The following is a 22,049-nucleotide window of genomic DNA, read 5'->3' as shown; positions in this document are numbered from 1 at the left end:
TCGGTCCGTCGCGTACCGGGGCTTCCCCGGCCGCACACCCCACGTTCGGGCAGTCCCGCGGTCCGTGGTGTTGGCCCGATGGCCACCCTGTGACAGGATCTGGCCATGAGCAGGGAGTGCGGGACGACAGCGGACACCGATGGACGGGAACTCCACCGGATCGCGGTGCTCGCCCTCCCCGGCGTGCCGCCCTTCGAGCTGGGCATCCCGTCCCGGGTCTTCGGCAGCGCGACGGACGAGGCCGGAGCGGCCCTCTACGAGGTCACCGTCTGCACCGCCGACGGCGCCCCGGTGCTCAGCGACGCCGGGTTCACCGTCCAGCCCGCCGCCGGGCCCGAGGCCCTCGCCGCCGCCGACACGGTGATCGTCCCGCCCACCCACGCCATGCCCGAACTGGCCCGCGGCGGCCCCCTGCCCCCCGCGGTCACCGCCGCCGTGGCGGGCATCCGCCCCGGCACCCGCCTGGTCTCCATCTGCACCGGTTCCTACGTACTGGCCGCCGCGGGCCTCCTCGACGGCCGACCCGCCACCACCCACTGGAACCTCGCCCCCGAGTTCCGCCGCGCCTACCCCCGGGTCACCGTCGACGAGGACGTCCTCTTCGTCGACGACGGCGACGTACTCACCTCCGCCGGCGTCGCCGCCGGGGTCGACCTGTGCCTGCACATGGTCCGGCGCGACCACGGCAGCTCCGTCGCCAACCGCGCCGCCCGGATGTGCGTCGTACCGCCCTGGCGCGACGGCGGCCAGGCCCAGTACATCGACCGGCCCGTCCCCGCGCCCACCGTCGCCACCACCACCGCCACCCGCGCCTGGGCCCTGGAACGCCTCGCCGAGCCCCTCACCCTCGCCGAACTGGCCGCCCACGCCCGGATGAGCCTGCGCACCTTCACCCGGCGCTTCCGCGACGAGGTCGGCATGACTCCCGTCCAGTGGCTCACCGGCCAGCGCCTGGAGATCGCCCGCCAGCTCCTGGAGTCCAGCGACCTCCCCGTCGACCTGGTCGCGCACCGCGCGGGCTTCGGCTCCGCCAACTCGCTGCGCCAGCACATGCGCACGGCCCTCGGGGTGTCCCCGATCGCCTACCGCCGCACCTTCCACGGCCCCGCCGCCGACCCGGCCGCGCATCCCGCCCCGGCATGACCCCGGAGGTAATCGACCGGGCCCCCGCCCGCTGACAGCATCGGACCGACAGACCGACCGACCGCTCAGCAGGGGAGAAGACCGTGACCGCGTACGCCATCGCCCACCTCCGTCCCGAGACCGTGAACGGGGCGATCCTCGAATACATCGAGCGGATCCAGTCGACCATGGACCCCTACGAGGGCCGCTTCCTCGTGCACGGCAAGGAGGTCGAGGTCCTGGAGGGCCCCTTCCCCGGCACCGTCGTCGTGATCGGCTTCCCGGACATGGAGCGGGCCCGGGCCTGGTACGCCTCCGACGCCTACCGGGCCATCCTCCCGCTGCGCACCGACCACATACCGGGCGAGGCCGTCCTCGTCGAGGGCGTCCCCGCCGGCTACGACGCCTCCAGGACGGCCGCGTCCCTGCGCGCGGCCGCCGGACTCTGACCGCTCCCGGGACGGCGGCGGCGACCGGGGCGGCGCACCGGGCGGACCCCGGGCCCCGAAGGGGTGCGAGCATGGTCCGTATGGCTACTCACCTGATCACCGGTGCCGGATCCGGCATCGGCGCCGCCGTCGCCGCCCGCCTGCACGCCCGCGGCGACGACGTCGTCCTGCTCGCCCGCGACGCCGCCCGCGCCCGGCAGCTCGTCGAGCGCTACCCCGGCGCGCGGACCCTGGTGGGCGACCTCGCCGATCCCGACCGGCTGTCCTGGGCCTTCTCCAAGCAGCCCGTCCCCGAGCGGATCGACTCCCTCCTGCACATCGCCGGGATCGTCGACCTCGGACCCGTCGCGGAGCTGCGCCCCAAGACCTGGCACCAGCAGCTCAACGTCAACCTGATCGCCCCCGCCGAGGTGACCCGGCTGCTGCTGCCCACCCTGCGGGCCTCCAAGGCCACCGTCGTCTTCGTGAACTCCGGCGCAGGCCTCACCGCCCACGCGGACTGGAGCGCCTACGCCGCCTCCAAGCACGGCCTCAAGGCCCTCGCCGACTCCCTGCGCGCCGAGGAGAAGCCGAACGGCATCCGCGTCACCTCCGTCTACCCGGGCCGCACGGCCAGCCCGATGCAGGCCAAGGTGCACTCCCAGGAGGGCAAGGAGTACGACCCCGCCCACTGGATCGACCCCGAGTCGGTGGCGACCACCATCGTCATGGCCGTGGACCTCCCGCGCGACGCCGAGGTCAACGACCTGAGCGTCAGGCCCGGCCGATGACCGCGAGCGCCACCGGCGTCGGCTCGCTGCCCGGCGGCGACGCCCGCGAGGCCGCCAAGACCGTCACCGGCTCCTTCGAGGAGTTCCCCTACCTCGCCGAACTGCCCGCACGCGGACCCGGCGCGGACATGATCGGCCGCTCCCTCGGCCTCCTCGTCGACCTGTACGCCCACGTCGAGCCGAGCGGCTGGCGGATCAGCGACCGACCGGGCCGCGACACCCGCCGCTCCCGCTCGTGGCTCGGCGAGGACCTCGACGCCCTGGAGGAGTTCACCCAGGGGTACACCGGCAGGCTCAAGGTCCAGGCCGTCGGGCCGTGGACCCTGGCCGCCGCGCTGGAGCTGCACGGCGGCGAGGCGCTGCTCCAGGACCCGGGCGCCTGCCGGGACCTCGCCGGATCCCTCGCCGAGGGCCTGCGCGGCCACCTGGCCGACGTGCGCAAGCGGATCCCGGGCGCCGAGATCGTCCTCCAGTACGACGAGCCCTCGCTCACCGCCGTCCTGCTCGGCCGGGTCCGCTCCGCCAGCGGCTACCGCACCTACCGGGCCGTCGACCGGCAGGTCGTCGAATCCGCCCTGCGGGACCTGTTCGCCGTCCACGACGGGGAGGTGATCGTGCACTCCTGCGCCCCCGAGGTCCCCTTCGGCCTGCTGCGCCGGGCGGGCGCCACGGGCGTGTCGTTCGATTTCTCCTTGCTCACCGAGCGCGAGGACGACGCCATCGGCGAAGCCGTCGAAGGCGGTGTGAAACTCTTCGCCGGAGTGGTGCCGGGCACCGACGGCCCGTTGTCGGACCCGGGCGGTAGCGTCATGGGTGTCAGGAAGCTCTGGCGCAGGCTGGGGCTGGCTCCGGGGACTCTCGCCGAGTCCGTCGTGGTCACCCCCTCGTGCGGTCTGGCGGGCGCATCGCCCGCGTACGCCCGTGCGGTGCAGGCCCATTGCGTCAGGGCGGCGAGGTCGCTCGCCGACAACCCTGAGTGACGGTCGAGACGGGCCACGGGAGGACACGGCATGGCAGCCGAACAGCAGGACACGGCGGTACCGACGGCGGTGCGTGAACAGCACGCGCTGCTCGCCGAGCAGGTCGAGGAGCACCGCTTCCGGTACTACGTCAGCGACCAGCCGGTCGTCAGCGACGCCGAGTTCGACCGGCTGCTGCGCTCGCTGGAGGCCCTGGAGGAGCAGTACCCCGAGCTGCGCACGCCCGACTCGCCCACCCAGAAGGTGGCCGGGGCGTACGAGACGGACTTCGCCTCCGTCGAGCACCGCGAGCGGATGCTCTCCCTCGACAACGCCTTCGACGACGAGGAACTGGCCGCCTGGGCCGAGCGCGTGGCCCGCGACGTGAACACCCCGGACTTCCACTACCTGTGCGAGCTCAAGGTGGACGGCCTCGCCGTCAACCTCACCTACGAGAACGGCCGCCTCACCCGGGCCGCCACCCGCGGCGACGGCCGCACCGGTGAGGACATCACGCCCAACGTCCGCACCATCGCCGAGATCCCGGACCGGCTGAAGGGCGAGCGGATCCCGGCCCTCGTCGAGATCCGCGGCGAGGTCTTCTTCCCGATGGAGAAGTTCGAGGAGCTCAACGCCCGGCTCGTGGAGGCCGAGGGCAAGCCCTTCGCCAACCCGCGCAACGCTGCGGCCGGTTCGCTGCGCCAGAAGGACCCGAAGGTCACCGCGAGCCGCCCGCTGCACATGGTGGTGCACGGCATCGGCGCCCGCGAGGGCTTCGAGATCGAGCGCCAGTCCCAGGCGTACGAGCTGCTCCACGAGTGGGGCCTGCCCACCGCCCGGCACAACAAGGTCGTCTCCTCGCTCGCCGAAGTCCGCGATTTCATCGCGTACTTCGGCGAGAACCGGCACTCGGTGGAACACGAGATCGACGGAGTGGTCGTCAAGCTCGACGAGATCGCCCTCCAGGGCCGGCTCGGCTCCACCGCCCGCGCCCCGCGCTGGGCGATCGCCTGGAAGTACGCCCCCGAAGAGGTCAACACCAAGCTGATCGACATCAAGGTCGGGGTCGGCCGCACCGGGCGCGTGACCCCGTACGCACAGGTGGAGCCGGTCACGGTGGCGGGCTCCGAGGTGGAGTTCGCGACCCTGCACAACCAGGAGGTCGTCAAGGCCAAGGGCGTGCTCATCGGGGACACCGTCGTGCTCCGCAAGGCGGGCGACGTCATTCCCGAGATCCTCGGCCCGGTGGTGGACCTGCGCGACGGCGGCGAGCGGGAGTTCGTGATGCCCGCGCAGTGCCCCGAGTGCGGGACGGCGCTGCGGCCGATGAAGGAGGGGGACATCGACGTCCGCTGCCCCAACGGGCAGTCCTGCCCGGCGCAGTTGCGCCAGCGGCTCTACTATCTCGCCGGCAGACAGAGCCTGGACATCGAGAACTTCGGCATCGTCGCGGCGGCCGCCCTCACCGGCCCGCTGGAGCCCGCCGAGCCGCCGCTCCTCGACGAGGGCGACCTCTTCGGCCTCACCATCGAGCAGCTGCTGCCCATCAAGGCGTACGTCCTGGACCAGGACAGCGGGCTGCCCAAGCGGGATCCGAAGACGGGCGAGGAGAAGATCGTCACGGTCTTCGCCAACCAGAAGGGCGAGCCGAAGAAGAACGCCCTGGCCATGCTGGAGAACATCGCGGCGGCCAAGGAGCGCCCGCTCGCCCGGTTCATCAACGGCCTGTCGATCCGGCACGTCGGCCCGGTCGCGGCGGAGGCCCTGGCCCGGGAGTTCCGCTCGATCGAGCGCATCGAGCAGGCCACCGAGGAGGAGCTGACCGCCACCGAGGGCGTCGGGGCGATCATCGCCGCCTCCCTCAAGGAGTGGTTCGCCGTCGAGTGGCACCAGGAGATCCTGCGCAAGTGGCGGGAGGCCGGTGTCCGCATGGAAGAGGAAGGTTCCGCAGAGGAGGAGGGGCCGCGTCCGCTGGAGGGGCTGACCGTGGTCGTCACCGGCACTTTGCAGAGCCACACCCGGGACGGCGCCAAGGAGGCCCTGCAGAGCCGGGGCGCCAAGGTGACCGGATCGGTGTCGAAGAAGACCTCCTTCGTGGTGGTCGGGGACAACCCCGGCTCCAAGTACGACAAGGCGGTGCAGCTCAAGCTGGCCGTCCTCGACGACGCGGGCTTCGCCGTCCTGCTGGAGCAGGGCCCGGACGCGGCCCGCGAGGCGGCGCTGCCGATCGAGGGCGGGGGCGCGGCGGGGGAGTAGCCCGAACGGGAATCGCCCGCGAGGAGTGGCGAAGGCGAACGGATGCGTGGCGTGCGGCCGTACGGGCGGGCGCACGCCCGGCGCGGAGTCCGGTGGTAAACGGCCGGTACAGGGCTGTTCCTGGGGTGGTGAGCTGTCGGATCATCGGATGGGTGAGCCGGGGGTCCTGGTCCAAACTCACCCGTTCGGCGGATACCGTACTGATGAGGATGGCTGGGTCGCATTCGGGCAACCACCGCCGACAGCTGCCCCTGGGAGCCTCTCGCGTCCTACTGTTGTGGGGTGCGCCTGTCGTGCACGGCTGCCTGATGCGCTTTCGGCCGTGATGGCATGACATCGGGGCCATCGCGTGACATCGGCATCGCCGACTGTGAGAGGGACGGGCATGAAACCCACCGAAAGCGCCGACCCGTCACCTGAATTCGGCGGGGACATCCCGCCCATGCGGGCGGGCCGGCTCGGTGTCCTGGGGGCCAGGACACCCCAGACCCGTGCCCTCGACACCGGATCGGGCGGCGGGACGGGGCAGGGGCTGCGGCGCACCGTGCTGCCGCTCGTCGTCGTGGGCCTGTCCGCCGTCGTGCTCCTCGGCGGCATCGCCCTGGCACTGACCGACCGTCAGGCACTTTTCCCCGGAGGCACCGTCGGCTGGGCGCTGGCCCTGCTCACGGGCATCATCGTCGGCCATCTCGTGGCACTGGGCCGGGACCGCTGGTGGGGCGGCACCGGGTCGGGCGCGGCCCTCACCCTCGGCGTGCTCATCCTCTACGGGTGGATCCCGGCCGGACTCGTCTCGCTCGCGGTGGTCTCCCTGGTCGGCGCCGCCCGCCGGCACCGCTGGCGCCAGGGCCTGCTGCACGGCTCCGTCGACATCCTCGGCATCGGCGCGGGGGCCCTCGTCCTGGCCGCCTTCGGCGACGCCCCGACCGTCGGGGAGCCCTGGTCGCCCACCACCTGGGACCTCGCGGCCGTCCCCGAGGTGGTCCTGGTCGCCGTCTCCTACCTGCTCGTCACCCGGGTCCTGCTGTGGTTCGCGCTGACCCCGCGCGGCGGCGGGCTGCCCACCGTGGCCCGTACCGCCCTGATCCGGCAGGCGCTCGTCGCCGCGGCCCTGCTCGGCATCGCCCCGCTGATCTGCGTGGTCGCCAGTACCCAGCCGGTGCTGCTGCCGCTGTTCGCGGTACCGCTCATCGCCCTCGACTCCACCCTGTGGATCGCCCGGGCCCGCGCCGAGGAACAGCTGCGCGATCCGCTGACCGGGCTGCCGAACCGGCAGTGGCTGCTGGAGCGGGCCTGGTCCGCGCTGGACGAGGCCGAACGGCTGGGCACCCGGTCGGCCCTGGTGCTGATCGACCTGGACCGCTTCCGCGCCGTCAACGACACCCTCGGCCACCTGGCGGGGGACCGGCTGCTGCTCCAGATCGCCGACCGGCTGCGCCAGGCCCTCCCGCCCGACGCGGAGGCGGCCCGGCTCGGCGGCGACGAGTTCGCGGTCCTGCTGCCCTTCGCGGACTCCACCACCAGCGCCCAGCGGGTCGCCCGCCACCTGGTCGCCGAGCTCAGCTCCCCCCTCGACCTGGACGGCCTCACCCTCGTCCTGGAGGCCAGCGCCGGCCTCGCCGTCTTCCCCGACCACGCGCTGGACGCGGAGGGGCTGCTGCGGCGGGCCGACGTGGCCATGTACCAGGCCAAGCGCGACCGCACCGGCGTGGAGGTCTACGAGTCCAAGCGCGACAGCAACACCCCCGACCGGCTCGGCCTCCTCGGCGACCTGCGGCGGGCCCTGGACGCCGGCGAGGTGGAACTCCACTACCAGCCCAAGGTCCGCTTCGACGGGCAGGTGGCGGGGCTGGAGGCACTCGTCCGCTGGGTGCACCCGGAGCGGGGCAGGGTCCCGCCCGACGAGTTCATCGCGATCGCCGAGACCTCCGGACTGATGCCGCACCTGACGGAGTACGTCCTGGAGACCGCCCTCGCGCAGGTCGCGCGCTGGCGGGCGCAGGGCCTGAAGGTCCCGGTCGCCGTCAACGTCTCCCCGCGCGACGTCCACACCCCGGGCTTCGCCGGAGCGGTGGCCGCGCGCCTGGCCCGGCACGGAGTCCCGGCGAGCGGCCTCCAGCTGGAGATAACGGAGCACGTGCTGCTGGAGGACCCCCAGCGGGCGGCCGACACCATGGCCGGGCTGACCGGCCACGGGGTGAAGATGTCCCTGGACGACTTCGGCACCGGCTACTCCTCGCTCGTGCACCTGCGCCGGCTCCCGGTGAGCGAGCTGAAGATCGACCGGTCCTTCGTCGCCCGGCTGGCGGTGGACGCGCAGGACGCGGAGATCGTGCGGTGCACGGTGGACCTGGCGCACTCCCTGGGGCTGCTGGTCGTCGCCGAGGGAGTGGAGGACGACGAGACCTGGGAACGCCTGCGGGACCTGGGCTGCGACGCCGTCCAGGGCTGGCTGGTCGCCGCCGCCATGCCTCCCCAGGAGGCGACGGCCTGGCTGCTGGCGCGCGGCGAACGCGGCTGGCGCCGCCCGGCCGACATCACGGCGGAACTCGCCGCCGCGGCCGCCGCCGAAACCCCGACCGGCGCCCCCTGACCGAGTCCGCCCAGGCCCCCGGACCGTCGCCCGGCGTCCCCGCCGACCCGGGGGCGGGGAATGTGATGCGATTCCGGGCGGTGGTGCCCTCTAGGATTGGGCGTACGCCCAGAACTCCAACCCCAGAGGATCGCTGCATGCCTGGCATCACGCGCGAGGAGGTCGTCCACCTCGCTCGGCTGGCACGTCTGGAGCTGTCCGGCGAAGAGCTCGACCACTTCGCAGGACAGCTCGACGACATCATCGGCGCGGTCGCCCGCGTTTCCGAGGTCGCCGACCAAGACGTCCCGCCGACCTCCCACCCGCTGCCGCTGACGAACGTCATGCGCGCGGACGAGGTCCGTCCGTCGCTCACCCCCGAGCAGGCGCTTTCCGGCGCTCCCGCCCAGGAGCAGCAGCGTTTCAAGGTGCCGCAGATCCTGGGGGAGGACTAACAGTCATGATCGACATCATCAAGCTCACGGCCGCGCAGACCGCCGAGAAGATCGCCTCCGGCGAGCTCACGGCCGTCGAGGTCACCGAGGCCCACCTGGCCCGGATCGAGGCGACGGACGAGAAGGTCCACGCCTTCCTGCACGTCGACCGCGAGGGCGCCCTCGCGCAGGCCCGCGCCGTCGACGCCAAGAAGGCCGCCGGCGAGGAGCTCGGCCCGCTGGCCGGCGTCCCGCTCGCGCTCAAGGACATCTTCACCACCGTCGGGGTCCCGACCACCGTCGGTTCGAAGATCCTCGAAGGCTGGATCCCGCCCTACGACGCCACCCTGACGCGCAAGCTGAAGGAGGCCGACGTCGTCATCCTCGGCAAGACCAACATGGACGAGTTCGCCATGGGGTCCTCCACCGAGAACAGCGCCTACGGCCCCACCGGCAACCCCTGGGACCTCACCCGGATCCCCGGCGGCTCCGGCGGCGGCAGCGCCGCGGCCCTCGCCGCGTTCCAGGCCCCGCTCGCCATCGGCACGGACACCGGCGGTTCCATCCGCCAGCCCGCCGCCGTCACCGGCACCGTCGGCGTCAAGCCCACCTACGGCGGCGTCTCCCGCTACGGCATGGTGGCCTTCTCCTCCTCCCTCGACCAGGGCGGACCCTGCGCCCGTACGGTCCTGGACGCGGCGCTGCTCCACGAAGTCATCGCCGGCCACGACCCGCTCGACTCCACCTCCATCGACGCCCCGGTCCCGCCGGTCGTCGAGGCGGCCCGCAACGGCTCCGTCGCTGGCATGCGCGTCGGTGTGGTCAAGCAGTTCGCCGGCGAGGGCTACCAGGCCGGCGTGGTCCAGCGCTTCAACGAGTCGGTGGAGCTCCTCAAGGAGCTCGGCGCCGAGATCGTCGAGCTGGACTGCCCGTCGTTCGACCTCGCGATGGCCGCGTACTACCTGATCGCGCCGTCCGAGTGCTCCTCGAACCTCGCCCGCTTCGACGCCATGCGCTACGGCCTGCGCGTCGGCGACGACGGCACCAAGTCCGCCGAGGACGTCACCGCCCTGACCCGCGAGGCCGGCTTCGGCGACGAGGTCAAGCGCCGCATCATCCTCGGCACGTACGCGCTGAGCTCCGGCTACTACGACGCGTACTACGGCTCCGCCCAGAAGGTCCGCACGCTCATCACGAAGGACTTCGAGAAGTCCTTCGAGCAGGTCGACGTGATCGTCTCCCCGACGACCCCGACCACCGCCTTCGCCATCGGTGAGCGCACCGACGACCCGCTGGCGATGTACCTCGCGGACCTGTGCACCATCCCGACCAACCTGGCCGGCAACTCCGCCATGTCGCTCCCCTGCGGCCTGGCACCGGAGGACGGTCTCCCGGTCGGACTGCAGATCATCGCCCCCGCGATGAAGGACGACCGGCTGTACAAGGTCGGTGCCGCCGTCGAGGCCGCCTTCGTCGAGCGCTGGGGGCACCCGCTGCTTGAGGAGGCACCGTCGCTGTGAGTTCGAGTGCGCTGTCCAAGGCCAAGGGCTTCAAGAAGTCCAAGTCCGGTACGTACCTGTCGATCGGCACCACCGCTTTCGGTGCCATCAGTGTGCTCAAGCAGGCCCGCAAGGCCCGCACCGAGCACGACACGCTGAAGCTGGTCGACGCCGTCGTGTCCGCCGCCGCCATCGTCACCGGTCTCGCGATCCTGTACCGCGAGCTGAAGCGCCTGGGCGACGACGACGTCCTGCTGGGCTGAGAGGGAAAGTTTCACCGTGACCACCTTCACCGAACTGCTGTCGTACGAAGACGCCCTCGCGTCGTACGACCCCGTCATGGGCCTTGAGGTCCATGTCGAGCTCGGCACCAAGACCAAGATGTTCTGCGGCTGTTCCACCGAGCTGGGCGCCGAGCCCAACTCGCAGACCTGCCCGACCTGCCTCGGTCTGCCCGGCTCGCTCCCGGTCGTCAACGCGATCGGCATCGAGTCGGCCATCAAGATCGGTCTCGCGCTGAACTGCGAGATCGCCGAGTGGTGCCGCTTCGCCCGGAAGAACTACTTCTACCCGGACATGCCGAAGAACTTCCAGACCTCCCAGTACGACGAGCCGATCGCCTTCAACGGCTTCCTCGACGTACAGCTGGAGGACGGCGAGATCTTCCGCGTGGAGATCGAGCGCGCCCACATGGAGGAGGACACCGGCAAGTCGCTGCACGTCGGCGGTGCCACCGGCCGCATCCACGGCGCGTCGCACTCCCTGCTGGACTACAACCGCGCCGGCATCCCGCTCATCGAGATCGTCACCAAGCCGATCGAGGGCGCGGGCGAGCGCGCCCCCGAGGTCGCCAAGGCGTACGTGGCCGAGCTGCGCGAGGTCATCAAGGCGCTCGGCGTCTCCGAGGCCCGCATGGACAAGGGCCAGATGCGCTGCGACGTGAACCTGTCGCTGCGCCCGACCCCCGAGTCCGAGTTCGGCACCCGCAGCGAGACGAAGAACGTCAACTCGCTGCGCTCCGTCGAGCGCGCGGCGCGCTTCGAGATCCAGCGCCACGCGGCCGTGCTGTCGTCCGGCGGCACGATCGTGCAGGAGACCCGGCACTTCCACGAGGAGGACGGCTCCACCACGGCCGGCCGCATCAAGGACAACGCCGAGGACTACCGGTACTTCCCGGAGCCCGACCTGGTCCCCGTCGCCCCGGCCCGCGACTGGGTCGAGGAGCTGCGCGGCGGCCTGCCCGAGATGCCGCGTGTGCGCCGCAACCGGCTCCGCGAGGAGTGGGGCGTCAGCGAGCACGACATGCAGTCCATCCTCAACGCGGGCGCGGTCGACTCCATCGTCGCCACCATCGAGGCGGGCGCCGACTCGGCCGCCGCGCGCAAGTGGTGGATGGGCGAGCTGGCGCGCAATGCCAACGAGCAGGGCGTCGTCGTCGACGAGCTGCCGATCACCCCGGCCCAGGTGGCCCGGGTCGCGGCCCTGGTCGCGGCCGGCGACCTGAACGACAAGCTGGCCCGTCAGGTCATCGAGGGCGTTCTCGCCGGCGAGGGCACCCCGGACGAGGTCGTCGAGAAGCGCGGCCTGAAGGTCGTCTCGGACGAGGGCGCGCTCGGCGCGGCCGTGGACGAGGCCATCGCGGGCAACGCGGCCATCGCCGACAAGATCCGCGGCGGCAAGACCGCCGCGGTCGGCGCCCTGGTCGGCGCGGTCATGAAGACCACGCGCGGCCAGGCCGACGCGGCCCGCGTCAAGGAGCTCATCCTGGAGCGCCTGGGCGTCTCCGAGGGCTGAGCCACCGGATCGCTTCACAGCGCAGTGGGGGGGGCCGCGGGGGGGGGGGGGGGGGGGGGGGGGGGGGGGGGGTGCCGGGGGGGGGGGGGGCGACCCGGGGGCGGCCCCCCCCCCACCAAACACCGCCCGGCCCCCCCCCGCCCGGCGGGCGCGCGCCCCCCACGCCGCTTTCGGGGTCCCTTCCGCGGGCCCGGGAGCCGCTGTGGCTGGACGAGCCGGCCGATCGGCTGGTGGCCGCCGCCGACGCCGAGGGGCTGGAGGGGTTAGGCCGTGCCCGGGTACTCCGTCGGGGGGAACGTCGTGCTGAGGGTCGCCGCCCGATACCCCGAGCGGGTGACCGCGCTCGTGCTCACCGCCACCTTCGTCCACGCCGGCAACCGGCTGGAGCCGGTCGCCGACCTGTGGCCGGGGCCGGCGGCGCGCGGCGAGAACGACCTGCCGGCCCGGCTGCTGGTGCCGCTCGCCCTCCGACGCGAGCCGGCCGAGGCCGTGCCGGGTGCCCGGCACGCGGAACCGCCCGCCGGGCACCTCCCCTTCGCCGAGCGCCCGGCCGAACGGGCCGCGGTGGTAACGGAGTTCCTCAGTGAGCGGCGGGCCGGCTGAGGAAGGCCAGGCGGGCGGGCTTGGCCGGGAGGTAGACCTCGGGGAGGTCGATCTCCGGGAGTTCCACCTCCGGACCGAGCGCGAAGCCGGAGCGCTCCAGCAGGGCGATGGCCTTGGCGTTGCGGGCGTCCGGCTCGGCGACCACCCGGCGGGCGCCCGCGTCGGAGAACAGGTAGGCGATGAAGGTCGTGATCAGCGTTCCCGTGAAGCCGTGCCGGGCCGCGCCGCCGCTCGGGCCGATCAGCAGGTGCACGCCGACGTCCCCGGGCTGGACCTCGTAGCACTCGCTGACCCGGTCTTCGGCGCAGTCGTACGTCTGGAACAGCGCCACCGGTTCCCCGTCGAGGCCGACCATGAACGCGTGGTGGGTGGTGCGGCGGTCCACGTCCTCGTAGATCTCCTGCACCAGCTCGCGGCCGGCCTCGCCCATGCCCCAGAAGCGGGCGCGTTCCTCGGTGACCCAGCTGTGGATCAGCGCGGAATCGGCGGCGGGGTCGACGGGGGTGATGGTGACCGTCCCGAAGCCCTCGACGAGCTGGGTGTGGACGGGGGTGCGGGTGGAGGCGGTGGTCATGCGGACTCTTCCTTGGTGAGCAGGGCCCAGTCGGTGACGACGGGGACGAGGACGCAGTCGGCCCAGAGTGGGAGCTGGTCGCGGTGGTGGGGGGAGCCGGTGACGCCGTCCGCGCCCAGCGGGACCGCCCAGAGGCTGTTGTCCCGGTCGGCCAGGTCCCAGACGTAGCGGGCGGCCGAGGCGCGGGCGGTGCGGTCGGTGAACCCGGGGACGGAGGAGGTGGCGTTGACGCAGTCGTGGTCGCCGCCGAGGCCGGGCCACTGCGCCTGCGGGTCGGGGACCGCCTGCCACGGGGCGAGGACGTGCACCCGGGACCAGGGCGTGTCGGGCAGGTCCGCGGCGGCCGTCTCCTCCAGGGCGGCCCGGACGTGTGCCGCCCGGTCCAGGGCGGGCAGGAGGGAGGTGGTGAGCAGGCCCTCCAGGGCGTAGCCGACGCGCGGGACCAGGTACAGCCACGGGTGGAACACGTCCGGGCCGGCCGGGGCCCCGGCCAGGCCCGCCAAGACCGGGTCCGCCGCGAGACGGCGTACGGTCGCCGTGCGCAGGGCCGAGAAGACGGTGGCGTCGGTGCTGTCGGCCTCCATGTGCCGGTCCCACGCGAGCAGTCGGGCCCGGAGCCCGTCGGCGGCGGGGGAGAGGCCGTCGAGGGCGGGGAGCAGGTCGAGCAGGGGCGCCGCCGACGCGAGGTGCGTGTCCCGGTGTACGTCGGCCATCGCGCCGGGCGTCCAGTCCGCCGAGCCGCTGAGCAGCGCGCGGATGCGGTTGGCGCGGTGCGGGGGCGCGAACTCCACGCCGAGGGGGGAGGCGATGCCGCGTGCGTTCGCCATGACGGCGAAGCCCTGCACCGGCTCGGCGGGGGTGGGCGTCCAGCCCCGCCAGGCGTGCCGCGGCTCCCAGGCGGGCACCGGGCGGAGCCGGTTGGCGGGGTCGCGCAGCGGGACGGCGCCCGCGACGCGGTGCAGGAGGCCGCCCTCGGTGTCGGCGGCGTGGACGACGTTGACGGGCTCGGCCCAGCCGTCGAGGGCACGGTCGACGTCGGCGACGGTGCGGGCGCGGAGCAGCGCGGGCAGGGCGGCGAAGCCGAGGTCCGCGCGGACGCGGGGCGGGTAGCGGAGGGAGAGGGTCTGGGGGGCGTCGGCGGTTCCTGTGGTGTCGGTGGTGTTCGGGGCGTCCGCGGTGTTCTGGGCGTCCGGTTTGTCCGGGCTATCCGGGGCGTCCGGGGCGTCCGGGGCGTCCGGGCGGATGATCACCGGGCCGCGGCGGGTCTCCAGGACCTCGACCTCCACGTCCGGTCCCCCGGCCACGGCGACGGTCTCCGTGTGCCGGGCCACCGGCTCCCAGGTGCCGTCCGGGCCGAGGGCCTCCACCCCGCCCCCGTCGGCCGCGGTCCTGAGCCGCTCGACGTAGAGGTCCTGGTAGTCGGCCATGGCGTTGGTGATCGCCCAGGCGACGCCGCCCGTGTGCCCGAAGTGGCCGAGCCCGGGGACGCCGGGGACCGCCAGGCCGAGGACGTCGTACTCGGGGCAGGCCAGGCGTATCTGCTGGTAGACACCGGGGTCCTCGATGAACCGGTGCGGGTCGCCGGCGATGATCGCCGCGCCGGTGGCGGTCCGCTCGCCCGGGATCAGCCAGCCGTTGCTGCCCGCGGTGCCCGGTCCGTCCGTCGCGAAGAGGGTGGTGGCCCCGTGGCCCAGGACGCGGGCCACGCGCTCGCGCCAGAGCTTGGTGGCGAAGCCCGCGAAGAGGATGTGGGTGCCGATCCAGATCGAGAGCGGAACCCAGGGCTCCCAGGGGGTGGGGGTGTGGGCGGCGCGCGCGAACCGGTCGTCGCGGGCGGCGCCTTCGGCGAGGCCGGCGTTGACCCCGTCGACGTAGGCGCCGACCCAGGCCGCGGTGTCGGGGTCGAGGGCCTCGTGGCAGCGCCGGGCGGTGTCGTCGAGGCGGGCCTGGCGGGCGAACCGGTCCCAGGTGACGCAGTCGGGCCCTAGGAACGCGGCGCTGGATCCCTGGGCGCGGTGCCGCTCGACCTCCAGCTGCCAGGCCCGGTCCACGGCCGTGACGCGGCCCTGGGCGTAGGAGAGCCGGAGGGGGTCGGACGCGCGGAGGTGGGGGATGCCCCAGCTGTCGCGGTAGACCTCGTAGGCCTCGGTAGTCACACTGCTCACACTCTTCCCCAAGTGTCTTAGGTTAGGCTGCCCTAACTATAAGGGTGCTGGGGGGAGGGGCGGACATGGCGGTCGGCAAGGGCTGGGAGGGCGTGGTCCTCAAGCTCATGAGGGGCAAGGACTTCACGTTCACGGTGACCGGGGCGGAGGAGGTCACCGAGCACGTGCGCCGGGTCCACCTCACCGACGGCGGCCTGCTGGCGGCCGTCGGGGGCTCCGCGCACCCCACGATGTGGGTCCGCGCCTGGTTCGGGGGCGGCGGCAGGCCGCACCAGCGGGCCTACACCCTGGTCGACCCCGATCCGGCCGCGGGGACCTTCGCCTTCGAGTTCGCCCTGCACGACGGTCTCGCCAGCCGGTGGGCGCGCGGGGCCCGGCCCGGTGACACCCTCGAAGCCACCGTCCAGGGCACGGGCTTCGACGCACCGGTCCCCGCTCCGGAGCGGCTGCTCGTGATAGGGGACCCGGCCTCGCTGCCGGCGATCAACTCCCTGCTGGACGCGTACCCGAGGACCCCGGCCACCGTCTGGTTCGAGACGCAGCACCCCTCGGACGCGGAGCTGCCCGTACGGGCCGGCGCGGCCCCGCGCGAGGTCCGGCGGGTGCCGCGCGGCGGCACGGCCCTGGCCGACCGGGTCCGGGCCGAGCTGCCGGAGCTGCTCGGCCCGGACCCGGCCTCGGCGTACGTGTGGCTGGCCTGCGACACCGCCACCACCCGCGCCCTGACGGCGTACCTGCGCAAGGACCTGGCCCTGCCGAAGCAGCGCGTGCACGGACTGGGCTACTGGCGCCCGGCCTGAGCGCCCGCCCCCCCGGGCGCCCGCGCCGCGGGCGTTCACGCCCCGACGGTGCCGTCGATGGCCTCGCGGAGGAAGTCCGCGTGGCCGTTGTGGCGGGCGTACTCGTGGATCATGTGCAGCATCACCAGCCGGAGCGAGGCGTCCGCCTCCCACTTCGGGACGTGCACCGTCACGTCCAGGGACGCCGCGGCGGCCTCGACGGCGCGGGAGTGCTCGACCTCCGCCTCCCACGCGGCGAACGCCTCGGCGCGGGTCGAGCCGGAGGCGTCGTAGGCGGCCTGGAAGTCGCGCTCCTCGGACCACAGGTGCGGGACGACCGCCCCGCCGATCGTGCGGCGGAACCACTGCCGCTCCACCTCCGCCATGTGCCGGACGAGGCCGAGCAGCGAAAGGGTGGACGGTGGGGAGGTCGGGCGGCGCAGCTCCTCGTCGGTGAGGCCCTCGCACTTCCAGGCGAGGGTGGCCCGGTGGAAGTCGAGGTACGCGCGCAGCGTCTCGCGTTCGTTCCCGGTCAGGGGAGGTCCGATGCGTTCCATGCACCCGATCCTGCCCCCTCGGCCCCACCGGGGGAAGGGAATTCCGGCCGAGGGCGCCCGTCGTGGGCCCCGGCCGGGACGGTCCGGGACCTTCGCGACGGTCCCCACCGTCATCCCGTTCCCCCGTCAGCGCCGCAGGATGTACGGGGTCGTGACGCCCAGGACCCCGAAGCCCAGGCGCACCAGGATCGGGCGGCTGTCGTCCGAGGCGTCCACCTGGAGGTACGGGATGCCGCGGGCCGCCGCGACGCGGGCCCGGTGGGCCACCAGCAGGCGGTAGATGCCCCGCCCGCGCCACTGCGGGTCGGTCCCGCCGCCCCACAGGCCGGCGAAGGAGCAGCCGGGCCGCATCTCCATGCGGGCCGCGCTGACCGGAACGTCGCCGGCCATCGCCAGGACCGCCTCGATCGTGTCCGGTTCGTCCCGCAGCAGGCTCAGCATCTGCGCCCGGATCCGCGGCCGCTCCTTGCCGAAGGCCCGCCGGTGGACCTCCATCATCAGGTCCACCCCGGCCTCGTCCGTGACCACCCGGAGGGTGATCCCCTCCGGCGGCTCCACCGACAGTGCGGCGAGCTCATCGGACCGGCCCACCAGCAGGGTCTCCGGCGGCTCCGGTACGAAGCCCGCCGCCCGCAGCCGGTCCCCGAGGTCGGCGGGCCGGTCGTGGGAGTAGAGCTTCCACTCGAACTCCCCGTCGCCCCCGGCGTCCGCGCGCGCCCCGAAGTACGCCACCTGAGCCGCGATCTCCGCGTCCGCCGTGTCCGCGTCGAGGTCCGACCACAGCACGCCGTTCCAGCCGAGCCCCGGCACGGTCTGCCGGACGACCGCCCCCACCCGTTCCACCCGCGCGTTCGCGGCGTCGGGCACGGTGTCGCGCCGCATCTGCGCGTCGTACCGGTCGCGGACCTTCAGCAGTTCGTCGTGATCCATCGTCATCGGGCCAGCTCACCAGGTGTCGGTCCGCTTCCACAACTGCAATAGCCTCGGCCCGTGAACGACGAAACCATGATCTACACGGGCAAGGCCGGGCCGGACGCCGCCACCGACCGGGGCTGGCTCCTCGGCCACTTCAAGGAGCCCGGCGACCCCCGCCACAGCGAGGACGTCGAGATCAAGTGGGGCGTCCACCCCAAGGGCGAGGAACGCTCCCGGTGGGTCACCGGCGAACACCGCACCGCGCTCCAGGTCCTCATCAGCGGCCGGTTCCGGCTGGAGTTCCCCGGCCGGACCGTGGTCCTCGCCGAGCAGGGGGACTACGTGGTGTGGGGGCGCGGGGTCGACCACTCCTGGTACGCCGAGGAGGACGCGGTGGTCCTCACCGTGCGCTGGCCCTCGGTCCCCGGCTACCGCGCCGACCCGCCTTCCGTCCCGCCCGCCCCCTGACGGAGGTCCCCCGTACCCGTGCCGGCCTGTGACGATGCACACGAAATGCGCCAACGATCACCGAACGCTGAGAGCGTGGCGTTTTGAGGTGTAGACCACCCCGCCTTTTCACAAGTTCAGCAGTTCACGAGTTCAAGCGTTCTTTGCGTCGGGCCGCCTCCCGCTGAAGATCCGAACCACCAGGGAGCACGTCCGTTGGCAGCAATCGCACGGTGGTGCATGCGGCACCGACTGGTCACCGTCCTGATCTGGCTGCTCGCCCTCGGCGCCACCGCCGCCGCGGCCGGCGCGGCCGGAACCGCGTTCTCCAACGACTACGAGGTTCCCGGGACGGAATCCGCGAAGGCCAACGCCCTCCTGCGGGAGGGTTTCCACGGCCGGGGCGGTGACACCGACACCATCGTGTGGCGGACCCCGGACCACCAGAGCGCGCGGACCCCGGACGTCGAACGGCGCATGACCCGGGCCCTGGACGCCGTCGCCGCCCTGCCCGGCGTCGGATCGGTCGCCGGACCCTACGGGCCGGGCCCCGCAGGAGCCGCGCAGATCAGCCCCGACGGCCGCACCGCCTACGCCGTCGTCACCTTCGACCGGCCGGCCGACTCCGTACCCCGCTCCCAGGCCAAGGCGGTCGTGGACACGGTCCGCGACCCGGCCACCCGGGCCGACGGACTCCAGGTCGAACTCGGCGGCCGCGCGATAGGGCTGACCGAGGCGCCCGGCGCCCACCTCGCCGAGGTCATCGGCGTCGTCATCGCCGCCGCGGTCCTCTTCCTCGCCTTCGGCTCCCTGGCCGCCAGCCTGCTGCCCATCGCGACCGCCCTGGTGAGCGTCGGCAGCGCCTACTTCGGGATCACCCTCCTCGGTCACGCCATGCCCGTCGCCGACTTCGCGCCGATGCTGGGCACCCTCGTCGGCCTCGGCGTCGGCATCGACTACGCCCTGTTCATCGTCACCCGGCACCGCAAGGGACTGACCCGCGGGCTCACCGTCGCCGAGGCCGCCGAGAACGCCGTCGCCACCACGGGCCGGGCCGTCGTCTTCGCCGGGGCCACCGTCTGCATAGCCCTGCTCGGCATGCTGGTGCTGCGGCTGAACTTCCTCGACGGCGTCGCGCTGGCGGCCTCCCTCACCGTGGTCCTCACGGTGGCGGCCTCCGTCACCCTGCTGCCCGCCCTCCTCTCGTACATAGGCCCCCGGGCCCTCTCGCGCCGCGAACGCCGCAAGCTCGCCGCCGACGGTCCCCGCCCGGAGTCGCCCACCGGATTCGCCGCCCGCTGGTCCGCCTTCGTGGAGCGCCACCCCAAGCCGCTCGGCCTGCTCGCCACGCTGGTCATGCTGGTGCTGGCGCTGCCCACCCTCTCGCTCCACCTCGGCACCTCCGACCAGGGCAACAATCCGGCCGGATCCACCACCCGCAAGGCGTACGACCTGCTGGCCGAGGGGTTCGGGCCCGGTACGAACGGCCCGCTCGCGATCGTCGCCCGCCTCGACGGGGCCGGCGACCACATCGCCGTCGACCGGCTGACCGAGGCCCTGCGCGCCACCGCGAACGTCGCCTCCGCCGGTCCCGCCGTCTTCAACCGCAGCGGCGACACCGCCGTCCTGACGGTCGTACCACGGTCCGCACCGCAGTCCAGGGCCACGAGCGAGCTGGTCGACACCCTGCGCCGGGACGTCATCCCGCGCGCCGGGCAGGGCAGCACCATGGAGGCCCACGTCGGCGGGGTGACGGCCGGCTACGACGACTTCGCCGGGGTGATCGTCGGGAAGCTGCCCCTCTTCGTCGGGGTGGTCGTCACCCTGGGCTGTCTGCTCCTGCTGCTGGCCTTCCGTTCCCTCGGCATCCCGCTCAAGGCGGCCGCCATGAACGTCGCGGCCGTCGCCTCCTCCTTCGGCGTGGTCGTCGTGATCTTCCAATGGGGCTGGGGGAGCGAGCTGCTGGGCCTCGGCAGCGCAGGCCCGATCGAGCCCTTCCTCCCGGTGATCATGGTGTCGGTGCTGTTCGGGCTCTCCATGGACTACCAGGTGTTCCTGGTCAGCCGGATGTACGAGGAATGGCTGGAGACCGGTGACAACCGGCGGGCCGTCCGGGTGGGACTCGCCGAGACCAGCCGGGTGATCAACTCCGCCGCCGTCATCATGATCTCCGTCTTCCTGGCGTTCGTACTCAGCGGCGACCGCCTCATCGCGATGTTCGGCATCGCCCTCGCCGCCGCCGTCGCGCTCGACGCCTTCGTCCTGCGCACCCTGCTCGTCCCCGCCCTCATGCACCTGCTCGGCGGGGCGAACTGGTGGATACCCCGCTGGCTGGACCGCCGGCTGCCCCGCATCAGCATCGAACCCCCGGAGTGCCGCCCCCGTGCGACACTTCCGACGCAGCGGCCGAACGCGGACCACGCGCCCTCGGCCCCCCTTTCCCGCTGACCGGTTACGAGCCGCAAGGAAGCACGCATGTTCGCGATAGACCTCGCCGACGACGCCCAGCTGTTCCCGCTGGAGATCTGGCACGCCGAGGAGTTCCTGGCCCACATCGACCGCGGCCGTGAGTTCATCGGCCGGTACGTCGGCTTCCCCGACCGCGCCACCGACCTCGAATCCGCCCGCCGCCTGCTCGGCTCGAACGCGGAGTCCGCGGCCGCCGACGGACGCCGCCTGTACGGCATCCGCGTGGACGGCACCCTCGTCGGCGGGGTCCTCTTCCCGAGCTTCGACGCCGCCTCCGGCAACTGCGAGGTCGGCTGCTGGATGGAGCCCGCCGGGGCCGGCCGCGGCCTGGTCACCAAGGCCTGCCGGGTCCTGATCGACTGGGCCGTTCGGGAGCGCGGCATGCACCGAGTGGAATGGCACGTCGCCACCGGCAACAAGAAGAGCATCGCGGTCGCCGAACGCCTCGGCATGACCCGCGAGGGCGTCATGCGGCAGAACCACCTGCACCGCGGCGTCCGCCAGGACACCGAGGTCTGGTCGCTCCTGGCCCACGAATGGACCGCCGGCCCCGCCGTCTAGCCGCCGGGGCCGCGGGCGTCCCACCGAGCCCGCGGCCCGCCTGCCGGCCCGTGCCGTGAGCCCTCTCAGGAACCTCTCAGAAACGCCGCCTACGGTGCCCGCCATGGACACCACGAAGAGCCTCGCCCCGACCGTCGCCGAGACGGACGCCGCCGAGGAGCAGGCGGCGCCGGACACCGCGGCCGCCACCACCGCGGCCGACGAGGCCGCCCCCGCCGCCGCGACCACCGCGTCCGCCGCACGGGACGCCGCCGAGGGTGAAACCCCGGGCGGCGCCGAGGCCGCCGGGGACGCGGACGAGGAGTTCGACGAGGACGGGGCGGACCGGGAGGACGGGGAGGACGGGGAGGACTCCGGGCAGGGCTCCGGAGTCGGGGCCGCGGCCTCCGCCATCGTCGCCGCCGGCCTCGGGCTCGTCGCCCTCAGCGGCAGCTGGGTGTCCCGCGTGATCGCCGAACGCCAGACGCTCATCGGCCAGATCGAGTCGGTCAGCGCGACCACCGCCAAGGAGAAGATCGCCGCCCTGTACGGCGACGCCTGGCACATGACCGCCCTCGTCAACGGTGTCCTGTCCACCCTCGCCCTCCTCCTCGCCGCCTTCGTCCTCGCCCGCCCCGCCTTCGGCACCCCCGGCCGGGTGCTGCCGGTGTGGGTCCGCTCCGTCTCCTGGGCCGCCGTCGCCCTCGGCGTCCTCGGCGTCCTGGTCTTCGGCCTCATGTACTTCGACCTCCTCGTGGCCCTCCCGACGGCCGCCCAGTAGGCACCGCCTTACGCCCGCTCCACTCCCACTCAGGCCGGACCTAAGTTCCTTCGGGGATCCTGGGTCCGGTACTAAGGCCCCCGCACCGCAGAGATGCGGCATGAGCCCCATGCGGCGGACCCCTCTGGGAAGCGAATCTTGGATCACACCGAACGAGGTGCCGGAGAAACGCGACAAGGGAGTACGAGATGTTCGAGTACGAGATGGCCACCGCCCGCCGCGCCGACCTCATCCGCGAGGCCGACCGCTTCCGGATGGTCCAGCTGGCCAAGCAGGCCGACCGCGCCTCCCGCGGCCAGGAATCCGAAAGGTCGGCGAGAGGCCACCGCAGCCTCTTCACCCGCGCCGCGTAAACAGCGTCGCG

The 22,049-nt window shown here is 73.2% G+C and carries 21 protein-coding genes; 17 read left to right on the top strand and 4 right to left on the bottom strand.

Annotated elements, in window-relative coordinates:
* The first annotated feature begins 105 nt into the window (after nt 1-105).
* From ACEPPI_RS01235 to ACEPPI_RS01185, 11 genes are all read left to right on the top strand, one after another.
* Entirely contained in the window at nt 106-1,143 is a 1,038-nt protein-coding gene (locus ACEPPI_RS01235) for a GlxA family transcriptional regulator (RefSeq protein ID WP_373913380.1), read from the top strand.
* 83 nt (nt 1,144-1,226) lie between these two features.
* A complete protein-coding gene (locus ACEPPI_RS01230; RefSeq protein WP_373913379.1) occupies nt 1,227-1,571 on the top strand; it encodes a DUF1330 domain-containing protein in 345 nt (114 codons plus the stop codon).
* A gap of 80 nt (nt 1,572-1,651) precedes the next feature.
* A complete protein-coding gene (locus ACEPPI_RS01225) occupies nt 1,652-2,341 on the top strand; it encodes an SDR family oxidoreductase (protein ID WP_373913378.1) in 690 nt (229 codons plus the stop codon).
* Entirely contained in the window at nt 2,338-3,321 is a 984-nt protein-coding gene (locus ACEPPI_RS01220; protein ID WP_373913377.1) for a methionine synthase, read from the top strand. Before ACEPPI_RS01225 ends, ACEPPI_RS01220 begins: the two co-directional genes overlap by 4 nt.
* Before the next feature lie 30 nt (nt 3,322-3,351).
* Nucleotides 3,352-5,556: an NAD-dependent DNA ligase LigA gene (ligA, locus tag ACEPPI_RS01215; protein ID WP_373913376.1), complete on the top strand. Its 2,205-nt coding sequence runs from the start codon at nt 3,352-3,354 to the stop codon at nt 5,554-5,556.
* 385 nt (nt 5,557-5,941) lie between these two features.
* Nucleotides 5,942-8,149: a putative bifunctional diguanylate cyclase/phosphodiesterase gene (locus ACEPPI_RS01210; protein WP_373913375.1), complete on the top strand. Its 2,208-nt coding sequence runs from the start codon at nt 5,942-5,944 to the stop codon at nt 8,147-8,149.
* A 137-nt stretch (nt 8,150-8,286) separates the two neighbouring features.
* Nucleotides 8,287-8,583, top strand: a complete 297-nt coding sequence (gatC, locus tag ACEPPI_RS01205; protein WP_266842456.1) for an Asp-tRNA(Asn)/Glu-tRNA(Gln) amidotransferase subunit GatC — start codon at nt 8,287-8,289, stop codon at nt 8,581-8,583.
* Nucleotides 8,584-8,588: 5 nt separating this feature from the next.
* Nucleotides 8,589-10,082 carry an Asp-tRNA(Asn)/Glu-tRNA(Gln) amidotransferase subunit GatA gene (gatA, locus tag ACEPPI_RS01200; protein WP_030236122.1) on the top strand — a complete coding sequence of 498 codons (1,494 nt, stop codon included), beginning with the start codon at nt 8,589-8,591 and terminating at the stop codon, nt 10,080-10,082.
* Nucleotides 10,079-10,324 (top strand): hypothetical protein, encoded by a 246-nt coding sequence (locus ACEPPI_RS01195; protein WP_280916273.1) that lies wholly within the window; start codon nt 10,079-10,081, stop codon nt 10,322-10,324. The genes gatA and ACEPPI_RS01195 overlap by 4 nt, the downstream gene beginning before the upstream one ends.
* Before the next feature lie 16 nt (nt 10,325-10,340).
* A complete protein-coding gene (gene gatB, locus ACEPPI_RS01190) occupies nt 10,341-11,855 on the top strand; it encodes an Asp-tRNA(Asn)/Glu-tRNA(Gln) amidotransferase subunit GatB (protein WP_373913374.1) in 1,515 nt (504 codons plus the stop codon).
* A 270-nt stretch (nt 11,856-12,125) separates the two neighbouring features.
* Entirely contained in the window at nt 12,126-12,458 is a 333-nt protein-coding gene (locus ACEPPI_RS01185; RefSeq protein ID WP_373913373.1) for an alpha/beta fold hydrolase, read from the top strand.
* On the opposite strand, the gene ACEPPI_RS01180 is transcribed toward ACEPPI_RS01185, so the two are convergent.
* Together ACEPPI_RS01180 and ACEPPI_RS01175 are read right to left on the bottom strand one after the other, a co-directional pair.
* Entirely contained in the window at nt 12,436-13,032 is a 597-nt protein-coding gene (locus ACEPPI_RS01180) for a GNAT family N-acetyltransferase (RefSeq protein ID WP_373913372.1), read from the bottom strand. The two genes, ACEPPI_RS01185 and ACEPPI_RS01180, sit on opposite strands and share 23 nt — an antisense overlap.
* Nucleotides 13,029-15,197 (bottom strand): penicillin acylase family protein, encoded by a 2,169-nt coding sequence (locus ACEPPI_RS01175; RefSeq protein WP_373913371.1) that lies wholly within the window; start codon nt 15,195-15,197, stop codon nt 13,029-13,031. Before ACEPPI_RS01175 ends, ACEPPI_RS01180 begins: the two co-directional genes overlap by 4 nt.
* 65 nt (nt 15,198-15,262) lie before the next feature.
* On the opposite strand from ACEPPI_RS01175, the gene ACEPPI_RS01170 reads away from it, so the two are divergent.
* The gene (locus ACEPPI_RS01170; protein ID WP_373913370.1) at nt 15,263-15,997 is read left to right on the top strand and encodes a siderophore-interacting protein; all 735 of its coding nucleotides are present in this window, start codon (nt 15,263-15,265) and stop codon (nt 15,995-15,997) included.
* Between the two features lie 35 nt (nt 15,998-16,032).
* On the opposite strand, the gene ACEPPI_RS01165 is transcribed toward ACEPPI_RS01170, so the two are convergent.
* Together ACEPPI_RS01165 and ACEPPI_RS01160 are read right to left on the bottom strand one after the other, a co-directional pair.
* Nucleotides 16,033-16,533: a DinB family protein gene (locus ACEPPI_RS01165; protein WP_373913369.1), complete on the bottom strand. Its 501-nt coding sequence runs from the start codon at nt 16,531-16,533 to the stop codon at nt 16,033-16,035.
* Nucleotides 16,534-16,659: 126 nt separating this feature from the next.
* Complete coding sequence (locus tag ACEPPI_RS01160) at nt 16,660-17,463, bottom strand: GNAT family N-acetyltransferase (RefSeq protein ID WP_373913460.1); 804 nt, start codon at nt 17,461-17,463, stop codon at nt 16,660-16,662.
* Nucleotides 17,464-17,538: 75 nt separating this feature from the next.
* On the opposite strand from ACEPPI_RS01160, the gene ACEPPI_RS01155 reads away from it, so the two are divergent.
* The 5 genes from ACEPPI_RS01155 to ACEPPI_RS01135 all read left to right on the top strand — a co-directional run bounded on the left by ACEPPI_RS01155 (nt 17,539) and on the right by ACEPPI_RS01135 (nt 22,038).
* Nucleotides 17,539-17,916: a signal peptidase I gene (locus ACEPPI_RS01155; RefSeq protein WP_373913459.1), complete on the top strand. Its 378-nt coding sequence runs from the start codon at nt 17,539-17,541 to the stop codon at nt 17,914-17,916.
* Nucleotides 17,917-18,111: 195 nt separating this feature from the next.
* Nucleotides 18,112-20,343: an MMPL family transporter gene (locus ACEPPI_RS01150; RefSeq protein ID WP_373913368.1), complete on the top strand. Its 2,232-nt coding sequence runs from the start codon at nt 18,112-18,114 to the stop codon at nt 20,341-20,343.
* A gap of 27 nt (nt 20,344-20,370) precedes the next feature.
* Nucleotides 20,371-20,925, top strand: a complete 555-nt coding sequence (locus ACEPPI_RS01145) for a GNAT family N-acetyltransferase (RefSeq protein WP_373913367.1) — start codon at nt 20,371-20,373, stop codon at nt 20,923-20,925.
* A 103-nt stretch (nt 20,926-21,028) separates the two neighbouring features.
* Nucleotides 21,029-21,685: a hypothetical protein gene (locus tag ACEPPI_RS01140; protein ID WP_373913366.1), complete on the top strand. Its 657-nt coding sequence runs from the start codon at nt 21,029-21,031 to the stop codon at nt 21,683-21,685.
* Nucleotides 21,686-21,873: 188 nt separating this feature from the next.
* Nucleotides 21,874-22,038 carry a hypothetical protein gene (locus ACEPPI_RS01135; RefSeq protein ID WP_373913365.1) on the top strand — a complete coding sequence of 55 codons (165 nt, stop codon included), beginning with the start codon at nt 21,874-21,876 and terminating at the stop codon, nt 22,036-22,038.
* Nucleotides 22,039-22,049 lie beyond the last annotated feature (11 nt).

It is taken from the genome of Streptomyces sp. AB3(2024) (genome assembly GCF_041862025.1).
In the GTDB taxonomy this organism is placed as follows: Bacteria; Actinomycetota; Actinomycetes; order Streptomycetales; family Streptomycetaceae; genus Streptomyces.
The sequence above is the reverse complement of the archived record's forward strand: the minus strand, read 5'-3'. Positions and strand labels throughout refer to the sequence as shown.

Coding starts and splice junctions, on each gene's coding strand:
- ACEPPI_RS01235 (WP_373913380.1), top strand. CDS start 106: ATGAGCAGGGAGTGCGGGACGACAGCGGACACCGATGGACGGGAACTC.
- ACEPPI_RS01225 (WP_373913378.1), top strand. CDS start 1,652: ATGGCTACTCACCTGATCACCGGTGCCGGATCCGGCATCGGCGCCGCC.
- ACEPPI_RS01220 (WP_373913377.1), top strand. CDS start 2,338: ATGACCGCGAGCGCCACCGGCGTCGGCTCGCTGCCCGGCGGCGACGCC.
- ligA (WP_373913376.1), top strand. CDS start 3,352: ATGGCAGCCGAACAGCAGGACACGGCGGTACCGACGGCGGTGCGTGAA.
- ACEPPI_RS01210 (WP_373913375.1), top strand. CDS start 5,942: ATGAAACCCACCGAAAGCGCCGACCCGTCACCTGAATTCGGCGGGGAC.
- gatC (WP_266842456.1), top strand. CDS start 8,287: ATGCCTGGCATCACGCGCGAGGAGGTCGTCCACCTCGCTCGGCTGGCA.
- gatA (WP_030236122.1), top strand. CDS start 8,589: ATGATCGACATCATCAAGCTCACGGCCGCGCAGACCGCCGAGAAGATC.
- ACEPPI_RS01180 (WP_373913372.1), bottom strand. CDS start 13,032: ATGACCACCGCCTCCACCCGCACCCCCGTCCACACCCAGCTCGTCGAG.
- ACEPPI_RS01170 (WP_373913370.1), top strand. CDS start 15,263: ATGGCGGTCGGCAAGGGCTGGGAGGGCGTGGTCCTCAAGCTCATGAGG.
- ACEPPI_RS01165 (WP_373913369.1), bottom strand. CDS start 16,533: ATGGAACGCATCGGACCTCCCCTGACCGGGAACGAACGCGAGACGCTG.
- ACEPPI_RS01160 (WP_373913460.1), bottom strand. CDS start 17,463: ATGGATCACGACGAACTGCTGAAGGTCCGCGACCGGTACGACGCGCAG.
- ACEPPI_RS01155 (WP_373913459.1), top strand. CDS start 17,539: ATGATCTACACGGGCAAGGCCGGGCCGGACGCCGCCACCGACCGGGGC.
- ACEPPI_RS01145 (WP_373913367.1), top strand. CDS start 20,371: ATGTTCGCGATAGACCTCGCCGACGACGCCCAGCTGTTCCCGCTGGAG.
- ACEPPI_RS01140 (WP_373913366.1), top strand. CDS start 21,029: ATGGACACCACGAAGAGCCTCGCCCCGACCGTCGCCGAGACGGACGCC.
- ACEPPI_RS01135 (WP_373913365.1), top strand. CDS start 21,874: ATGTTCGAGTACGAGATGGCCACCGCCCGCCGCGCCGACCTCATCCGC.